Source organism: Ideonella sp. A 288 (assembly GCF_002198735.1).
Lineage (GTDB): Bacteria > Pseudomonadota > Gammaproteobacteria > Burkholderiales > Burkholderiaceae_C > Pseudaquabacterium.
Genome location: NZ_MWLO01000019.1, coordinates 20,140 through 27,593, shown reverse-complemented (window position 1 = coordinate 27,593; position 7,454 = coordinate 20,140). Strand labels below are relative to the sequence as shown.

Annotated in this window: 7 protein-coding genes; 5 read left to right on the top strand and 2 right to left on the bottom strand. The window is 73.2% G+C overall.

Translation table 11 applies throughout. From position 1 onward, the window contains the following. Positions 1 to 174 precede the first annotated feature (174 nt). Positions 175 to 1,128: a LysR family transcriptional regulator gene (locus EOINJALH_RS00835; RefSeq protein ID WP_088278413.1), complete on the bottom strand. Its 954-nt coding sequence runs from the start codon at positions 1,126 to 1,128 to the stop codon at positions 175 to 177. A 127-nt stretch (positions 1,129 to 1,255) separates the two neighbouring features. Here EOINJALH_RS00835 and EOINJALH_RS00830 point away from each other — a divergent pair, with 127 nt between their 5' ends. The 5 genes from EOINJALH_RS00830 to EOINJALH_RS00810 are packed head-to-tail and all read left to right on the top strand — an operon-like array spanning position 1,256 to position 5,860. Then, positions 1,256 to 2,152, top strand: coding sequence for an MBL fold metallo-hydrolase (locus tag EOINJALH_RS00830; RefSeq protein ID WP_088278412.1), 897 nt, complete (start codon positions 1,256 to 1,258; stop codon positions 2,150 to 2,152). A gap of 52 nt (positions 2,153 to 2,204) precedes the next feature. Further along, positions 2,205 to 3,398 (top strand): alanine--glyoxylate aminotransferase family protein, encoded by a 1,194-nt coding sequence (locus EOINJALH_RS00825; RefSeq protein WP_088278411.1) that lies wholly within the window; start codon positions 2,205 to 2,207, stop codon positions 3,396 to 3,398. Further along, positions 3,395 to 4,102, top strand: coding sequence for an HAD family phosphatase (locus EOINJALH_RS00820; protein WP_199873109.1), 708 nt, complete (start codon positions 3,395 to 3,397; stop codon positions 4,100 to 4,102). Before EOINJALH_RS00825 ends, EOINJALH_RS00820 begins: the two co-directional genes overlap by 4 nt. A 37-nt stretch (positions 4,103 to 4,139) precedes the next feature. Continuing rightward, positions 4,140 to 4,442: an antibiotic biosynthesis monooxygenase gene (locus tag EOINJALH_RS00815; RefSeq protein ID WP_088278410.1), complete on the top strand. Its 303-nt coding sequence runs from the start codon at positions 4,140 to 4,142 to the stop codon at positions 4,440 to 4,442. 23 nt (positions 4,443 to 4,465) lie between these two features. After that, positions 4,466 to 5,860, top strand: a complete 1,395-nt coding sequence (locus tag EOINJALH_RS00810) for a M20 family metallopeptidase (protein WP_088278409.1) — start codon at positions 4,466 to 4,468, stop codon at positions 5,858 to 5,860. Between the two features lie 40 nt (positions 5,861 to 5,900). Here the strand turns inward: EOINJALH_RS00810 and EOINJALH_RS33260 are convergent, their stop codons facing one another. Next, positions 5,901 to 7,424 (bottom strand): methyl-accepting chemotaxis protein, encoded by a 1,524-nt coding sequence (locus EOINJALH_RS33260; RefSeq protein WP_088278417.1) that lies wholly within the window; start codon positions 7,422 to 7,424, stop codon positions 5,901 to 5,903. Positions 7,425 to 7,454 lie beyond the last annotated feature (30 nt).

Here is a 7,454-nt window from a genome sequence, read left to right as displayed (position 1 = left end):
GCGGCGCACCGCAGGGCTGAGCACTGCAGGGCAGTCGGCGCAGCCGACCGCCACAGCGAAGCTCCCCGGCCTGCCCGTGCGCGGCTTTGCCGCCTCGGCGCCTCGGGACCACCCGTACGCCCGCAACGAGCCCGATCCCGAACCACGCGTGCGCGCAAGCAAGCGACGCGCTGCTCAGCGCCCGCGCCGCGCCCGCGATCGCACCGGCGCCAACGCCGCCGCAATGTCCCGGTCCCAAGGCGCCACGTCGTCGCTGAAGCGCTCGGTCAGGAAGTCGAGCATCGCGCGCAGCAGGCGTGGCTGGTGCTGACGCGACAAGTAGGTGGCATGGATGCCCAGGGCCTCGGGCTCGTGGTCGGGCAACACGCGCACCAGCCGGCCGGCGACGAGCGGCGCGCTCACCAGGTAGGTGGGCAACTGCACCAGGCCGAGGCCGGCCAGCGCGGCCTGCAGCAACACCTCCGGCTCGTTGCTCTGCAAGGGCCCGCTCACCGGCACGCGCACGGTCTGGCCGCCGTGCAGCAGACGGTACTCGGTGCGGCCCACATGGGCGTGGGTGAGGCATGGGTGCGCACTCAGTTGCGCGGGCTCGGTGGGCGTGCCGGCGCGCGCCAGGTAGGCCGGCGACGCGCACAGCACCGAGCGGCAGGTGCCCAGGCGGCGTGCCACCAGCGTGTCGTCGAGCCGGTTGGTGATGCGCACGGCCAGGTCGATGCGGTCTTCGACCAGGTTCACCGCGCGCTCCAGCACCACCAGTTCCACCTGCGTCTGTGGGTGCAGCGCCAGGAACTCGGCCACCGCGGCGGCCAGGCAGGCCTGCGCAAACGAGGCGGTGGTGGTGATGCGCAGGCGGCCGGTGGGGGCGCTGTGGCGCGCGCCGGCCACGGCCGCCACGTCGCGGGTGAGTTCCAGCACCTGGCGGCAGCGGTCCAGCGCCTCGGCGCCGGCGTCGGTGAGGCTCACGCGGCGCGTCGTGCGGTGCAGCAGGCGCACACCCAACCAGTGTTCCAGGCTTTCGAGGTAGCGCGAGACCATCGCCCGCGACATGTCGAGCGCCTGGCCGGCCTCGGTGAGGCTGCCGCGGTCGGCCACCTCGGTGAACACCTGCATGGCGGTGAAGCGGTCCACGGGGCGGTCTCCTCGATTGGCTCGATTTCGTTGACAAACTGTGGATGAGTCTACTGTTTATCTACCAATCCGAAGCCAATAGAGTCTGGTCACTCCACCACGACGACTGCCAACGCAGCACCCGACCATGACCCACCTGAACACCCTCGTCCGCCTGATCGTCCCTGCCGCCTTCACGCTGGGCGCCGTGGCCACCGATGCCGCGGCACAAGCCGCCCCGCAGCCGCCGCTGACGCTGCAGGTGTACAACGCCGGCCCGGCCAGCTTCCACGCCAACGCGGTGCTGGTGTCGGGCAAGACCGACGCGGTGCTGCTGGACGCCGGATTCACCCGCGCCGACGCCCACCGCATCGCCGCGATGGTGCTGGACAGCGGCAAGACACTTAAGACCATCTACATCAGCCAGGCCGACCCCGACTACTACTTCGGCCTCGGCGTGCTGCGGCAACTGTTCCCCGAGGCCAAGGTGGTGGCCACCGCGCCCACGTTGAAGAAGATCCAGGCCTCGCTGGCCACCAAGCTGCAGGTGTGGGGCCCGCGCATGGGCGCCAACGCGCCGACGCAGGTGCCGCTGCCCGAGGCGATGGCCGGCACCACGCTCGATCTGGAAGGCCAGACACTCGAAGTGCGCGGCCTCGACGATGGCCTGCCGCACCGCAGCTATGTGTGGATCCCGTCGATCAAGGCCATTGCCGGCGGCACCAACGTGTTCGCCGGGCTGCACCTGTGGACGGCCGACACGCAGAGCGCGCAGGAGCGCGCCGACTGGGGCCGCAAGCTGGGCGCCATGGCAGCGCTGCAGCCAGCGGTGGTGATCCCCGGGCACTCGCTGCCGGGCCAGGCGCAGGATGCCTCGCAGCTGGCCTGGAGCCAGGCCTACCTGGCCCGCTTCGAGGCCGAGTTGCCCAAGGCGCCGAACAGCGCCGCCCTCGTCGACGCGATGAAGGCCGCCTACCCGGCCGCCGGCCTGGGCGTGGCGCTGGACATCGGCGCCAAGGTGAACAAGGGCGAGATGAAGTGGTGAGCTGAGGCGACGCCCGTCCGGGGGTGGGTGGCGCGCGGCTACCATCCGCGCCATGACACAGACCGCCCGCATCCCCGGCCGCCGCCTGCTGCACTCGCCCGGCCCCACGCCCCTGCCCGAAGAGGTGCTCGACGCGCTGCGCCGCCAGCCGATGGACCTGGGCGACCCGCGCGTGTCGGCCACCATCGACACCTGCGAACGCGGCCTGCGCCGCCTGCTGTGCACAGAAGCAGCCGACGTGTTCTTCTACGCCGCCAACGGCCATGGCGCCTGGGAGGTGGTGGTCGAGAACCTGGTGCCGCCCGGCGGCGCGGTGCTGATCCCCGGCACCGGGCACTTCTCGGAATCGTGGGCCGTCCAGACCGAGGCGCTGGGCCGCCGCGTGGTGCGCACCCCCTGGGTCGAGGGCCTGCCGATCGACCTGGCCGCGGTGCAGCAGGCGCTGCGCGACGACCGCGACCACGCCATCGTCGCCGTGTTCGCGGTGCACACCGACACTTCCAGCAGCGCCACCACCGACCTGCCCGCGCTGCGCGCGGCGATCGACGCCACCGGGCACCCGGCCCTCTTCGTCGTCGATGCGGTGGCCTCGCTGGGCGCCATGCCGGTGCCGATGGACGCGCTGCGGGCCAACGTGGTGCTGAGCGCGTCGCAGAAGGCGCTGATGACGCCGCCCGGCGTGGCCATCGTGGCGGTGGACGCGCAGGCCGCCGCGGTGGCCGCGCGCAACCCCGGCCCGCGCTTCTACTGGGACTGGCGACCGCGGCAAAGCGAGCTGTCGTACCGCAAGTTCTGCGGCACCGCGCCGCAGAACCTGATGATGGCGCTGGAGGCCGCGCTGGGCCTGATCTTCCTGGAAGGCGAGGACGCTGTCTTTGCGCGTCATCGGCTGCTGGCGCGCACGGTGCAGGCGGCGGTGGAAGGCTGGCGTACGGCCGGCGCACTGGACTTCTTCGTGCGTGATCCGGCGGCCCGGTCGGTGTCGGTGACCACCATCACCGTGCCGCCGGGCACCGACGTGGATGCCATGCGCGCGGTGGCGCGCGACCGCTTCCAGGTGGCCTTTGCCGGTGCGCTGGGGCCGCTGGCCGGGCGCGGCTTCCGCATCGGCCACCTGGGCGACCAGAACGCCGCCTCGATCCTGGGCGCGCTGGGCGGCGTGCAGGCGGCGCTGCGGGTGATGGGCGTGCCGCACGGCGACGGCATGGCCCGCGCGGTGGAGTGCCTGGCGGCGGGCGACGCGTGACGCCTGCACCCCTGGGCCAGGGCCAGCCCTTCGGCCTGGTCATCTTCGACTGCGACGGCGTGCTCGTCGACAGCGAGCGGCTGGCCCACCAGGCGCTGTGCGAGGTGCTGGCCGAGGCCGGCGTGGCGCTGTCCTTCGACGACGCGGTGGCGCGCTTCATCGGCGTGTCGCTGCCGCGCTGCCACGAGCTGATCGGCGAGCTGCTGGGCGCGCCGCCCACCGATGCCTTCAAGGTCCAACTGGTCGAGCACACGAAGGCCGCCTTCAGCGCCCACCTGAGCGCCGTCGACGGCATCGCCGAGCTGCTGCCGACGCTGAAGCGGCCCTTCTGCGCGGCATCCAACGGCAACCGCGCCAAGCTCGACTTCACGCTTGGCCACACCGGGCTGATGCCTCTGCTGCAGGGCCGCGTGTTCTGTGCCGACGACGTGGCGCGGCCCAAGCCCGCGCCCGACCTGTTCCTGCACGCCGCGGCGGCGATGGGCGTCGCGCCTGCGCTGTGCGTGGTCGTCGAAGACACACCCACCGGCATCGCCGCCGCCCGCGCCGCCGGCATGACGGCGCTGGGCTACGCCGCGATGACGCCGGCGCACCGGCTGCGCGAGGCCGGCGCCCACGCCACCTTCGCCCGCATGGCCGAGCTGCCGGCGCTGCTGGCCGGGGGCGTCGCCCGGTCGACAGCCGTCGACCGCGCGGGCTCTTAGACTCCGCGCTCGACCCACTGCCGCAGAAAGCCCCGCCATGATCCTCGAGGTTGCCGACATCCGCATCCCGCCCGGCCAGAACGCCGCCTTCGAAGCCGCCATCCAGCATGGCCTGACCACCGTCGCCTCGCAGGCCCAGGGCATGATGGGCTGGAAGGTCAACCGCGGCATCGAGAGCACCGAGCGCTACATCCTGCAGATCTTCTGGGCCACGCTGGAGGACCACACCGTGGGCTTCCGCCAGGGCCCGCTGTTCGCGCAGTGGCGCGCCATCGTCGGCCCGTTCTTCGCGGCGCCGCCGGTGGTCGAGCACTTCGAGCTCGTCGCCAAGTCCGACTGACACCGCCCCGCGGGAGGACCGCCATGACCGCCGCCACCACCTTGGCCGAGGCCGCGTTCGACAGCGGCGCCTTCCTGCGCGACCTGACCCGCCGCGTCGCCCACCGCACCGACAGCCAGAGCGGCACCCACGCCGCCGAGCTGCGCGGGTACCTGGAGGGCGAGATCGCGCCCACGCTGCAGGCACTGGGCTTCGCGACGCAGCTGCACGACAACCCGGTGGCCGGCGCGCCGCCCCTGCTGACGGCCGAGCGCCTGGAAGACCCGTCGCTGCCCACGGTGCTGTTCTACGGCCACGGCGACGTGGTGCGCGGCCACGAGGGCCGCTGGGCCGAGGGCCGCGACCCCTGGACGCTGAGCGTCGCCGGCGATCGCTGGTATGGCCGCGGCAGCGCCGACAACAAGTCGCAGCACAGCATCAACCTGGCCGCGCTGGGCTGCGTGCTGCAGGCGCGCGGCGGGCGCCTGGGCTTCAATGCCAAGTGGCTGGTCGAGATGGGCGAGGAGACCGGCTCGCCGGGCCTGGCCGAGTTCTGCGCGCTGCAGCGCGAGCGGCTGGCCGCCGATGCGCTGATCGCCAGCGACGGGCCGCGGCTGCGCGCCGACCGGCCCACGGTGTTCCTGGGCTCGCGCGGCGTGGCCAACATCGACCTGGTGCTCACGCTGCGCGAGGGCGGCCACCACTCGGGCAACTGGGGCGGGCTGCTGCGCAACCCCGGCACGGTGCTGGCCAGCGCCATCGCCAGCCTGGTCGACGGCCGCGGCGCCATCCGCGTGCAGGGCCTGCGGCCGCCGCCGATCCCGGCCGCGGTGCGCGCCGCGCTGGCCGACATCGAGGTGGGCGGCGGTGCCACCGACCCCGCCATCGACCCGGCCTGGGGCGAGCCCGGACTGACGCCCGCCGAGCGCGTGTTCGGCTGGAACACGCTGGAGGTGCTGGCGCTGGGCTGCGGCCAGCCCGAGGCGCCGGTCAACGCCATCCCGCCGAGTGCGCGCGCCACGCTGCAACTGCGCTTCGTCGTCGGCACCGACATCGCCCGCTTCCGCGAGCACCTGGTGCGGCACCTGGCCGACCAGGGCTTCGGCGACATCGCCATCGGCGAGCCGGTGGTGATGGCCGCCACGCGGCTGGACCCCGACAACGCCTGGGTGCGGCTGGCCATGGCCTCGATCGAGCGCAGCATGGGCCGCAAGCCCGCGCTGCTGCCCAACCTGGGCGGCTCGCTGCCCAACGACGTGTTCGCCGACACCCTGGGCCTGCCCACCGTGTGGGTGCCGCACAGCTACCCGGCCTGCTCGCAGCACGCGCCCAACGAGCACGTGCTGGCACCGCTGATGCGCGAGGGCCTGGTGATGACCGCCGCGCTGCTGTGGGACGTGGGCGAGCAGGCGGCGACGCTGCCGCGGCGCCCGGCCTGACGGCCGCGCGCGACGCCGGCGGGCCCGGGCCCAGGGCCGATCAGACCTTGAACACCGCCACCGTCTGCACCAGCGCGCGGGCCTGCTGGCTCAGGCTCTCGGCGGCGGCGGCGCTTTCTTCCACCAGCGCGGCGTTCTGCTGGGTGGCGTGATCCATCTGCGTCACCGACTGGGCCACCTGCGTGAGGCCGGTGCTCTGCTCGGCGCTGGCGTGGCTGATGGTGCCGACGATGTCGGTGACGTGCTGGATCGCCTCGACGATCTCGGCCATCGTCACGCCGGCATGGTCGACGAGCGTGGTGCCCTGGGCCACCCGCTCGACGCTGGTGCCGATCAGGGCCTTGATCTCGCCGGCCGCCTGCGCACTGCGCTGGGCCAGGCTGCGCACCTCGCCCGCCACCACGGCGAAGCCGCGGCCCTGCTCGCCGGCGCGGGCCGCCTCCACCGCGGCGTTCAGCGCCAGGATGTTGGTCTGGAAGGCGATGCCGTCGATGACGCCGATGATGTCGGCGATGCGCGTGGAGCTGTCGTGGATGCCCCGCATCGTCTCGACCACCCGGCCCACCACCTCGCCGCCGCGGCTGGCCACCGCCGAGGCGCCATCCGCCAGCCGGCTGGCCTGGGCCGCGCTGTCGGCGTTCTGCCGCACCGTCGAGCCCAGTGTGTCCATCGCCGCGGCGGTTTCCTGCAGCACGCTGGCCTGTCGTTCCGTGCGGCCCGACAGGTCCTGGTTGCCCTGCGCGATCTGCGCACTGGCCGTGGCCACGCCGTCGGCCGCCTGGCGCACCTCGCTCACGGTGCGGGCCAGGCCGGCCTGCATGGCCTGCAGCGCCTGCAGCAGCTCGGCCACCTCGTCGGTGCCGGTGGCGCCGGTGGCGGCGGTCAGGTCTCCGTGCGCGACGGCACGTGCCACGCCGACCGCGTGCACCAGCGGGCGCGTGATGCTGTGGCCGAAGGCCACCACCGCCGCCCCCGACGCGAGGACGACCAGCGCCATCGCGCCCAGCGCCAGCAGGGTCACCCGGCTGGCCTGCGCCGCCGCCTGCGCGGACAGCCGGGCCGCCTCGGCTTCGATCTTCTGGCTGGCCTGTTCCAGCAACCGTGCCGGCTCGCGGTCCATGCCCTTGACGGCCGCGTCGCCCACAGCGGGGTCGAAGCCGGCCGCCTTGAAGGCGTCGAAGGCCTTGCGGTAACCCGCGTCCATGTCGGTGTCGGCCCGCATGAAGGTTTGCACCAGGTCGTGCGACTCACCGGCCGGCAGGGCCGCGTGCAGCGCGGCGGCCTTTCGGGCGATGTCGGCCTCGGCCGCGTTGAACGCAGCCCAGTGGCGATTGAGTTGTGCCGGGTCCTTGCCGCGCAGCAGCGTGTTCTTCCATTCCTGCACCTGCAGCTTGAAGACCAGCGACAGGTCCTTCACCGCGCGGTTGTGGCCGTGCGCGGCGTCCACCGTGGTGGCGTAGGTGCGCAGGGCGTCGTTGAGCTGGTGGATGCCGAACAACGCCGCCGCCAGCACCAGCAGGAGCGCACCGCCACAGACCAGGGGGAGCTTGAGACCGAGTTTCATGGAAGGGGCCGCCGACAGGATGTCGATGTG

Excerpts from the sequence above, each read along its gene's own strand:
- EOINJALH_RS00810 (WP_088278409.1), top strand. The coding sequence starts at position 4,466 with ATGACCGCCGCCACCACCTTGGCCGAGGCCGCGTTCGACAGCGGCGCC.
- EOINJALH_RS33260 (WP_088278417.1), bottom strand. The coding sequence starts at position 7,424 with ATGAAACTCGGTCTCAAGCTCCCCCTGGTCTGTGGCGGTGCGCTCCTG.
- EOINJALH_RS00825 (WP_088278411.1), top strand. The coding sequence starts at position 2,205 with ATGACACAGACCGCCCGCATCCCCGGCCGCCGCCTGCTGCACTCGCCC.
- EOINJALH_RS00815 (WP_088278410.1), top strand. The coding sequence starts at position 4,140 with ATGATCCTCGAGGTTGCCGACATCCGCATCCCGCCCGGCCAGAACGCC.
- EOINJALH_RS00830 (WP_088278412.1), top strand. The coding sequence starts at position 1,256 with ATGACCCACCTGAACACCCTCGTCCGCCTGATCGTCCCTGCCGCCTTC.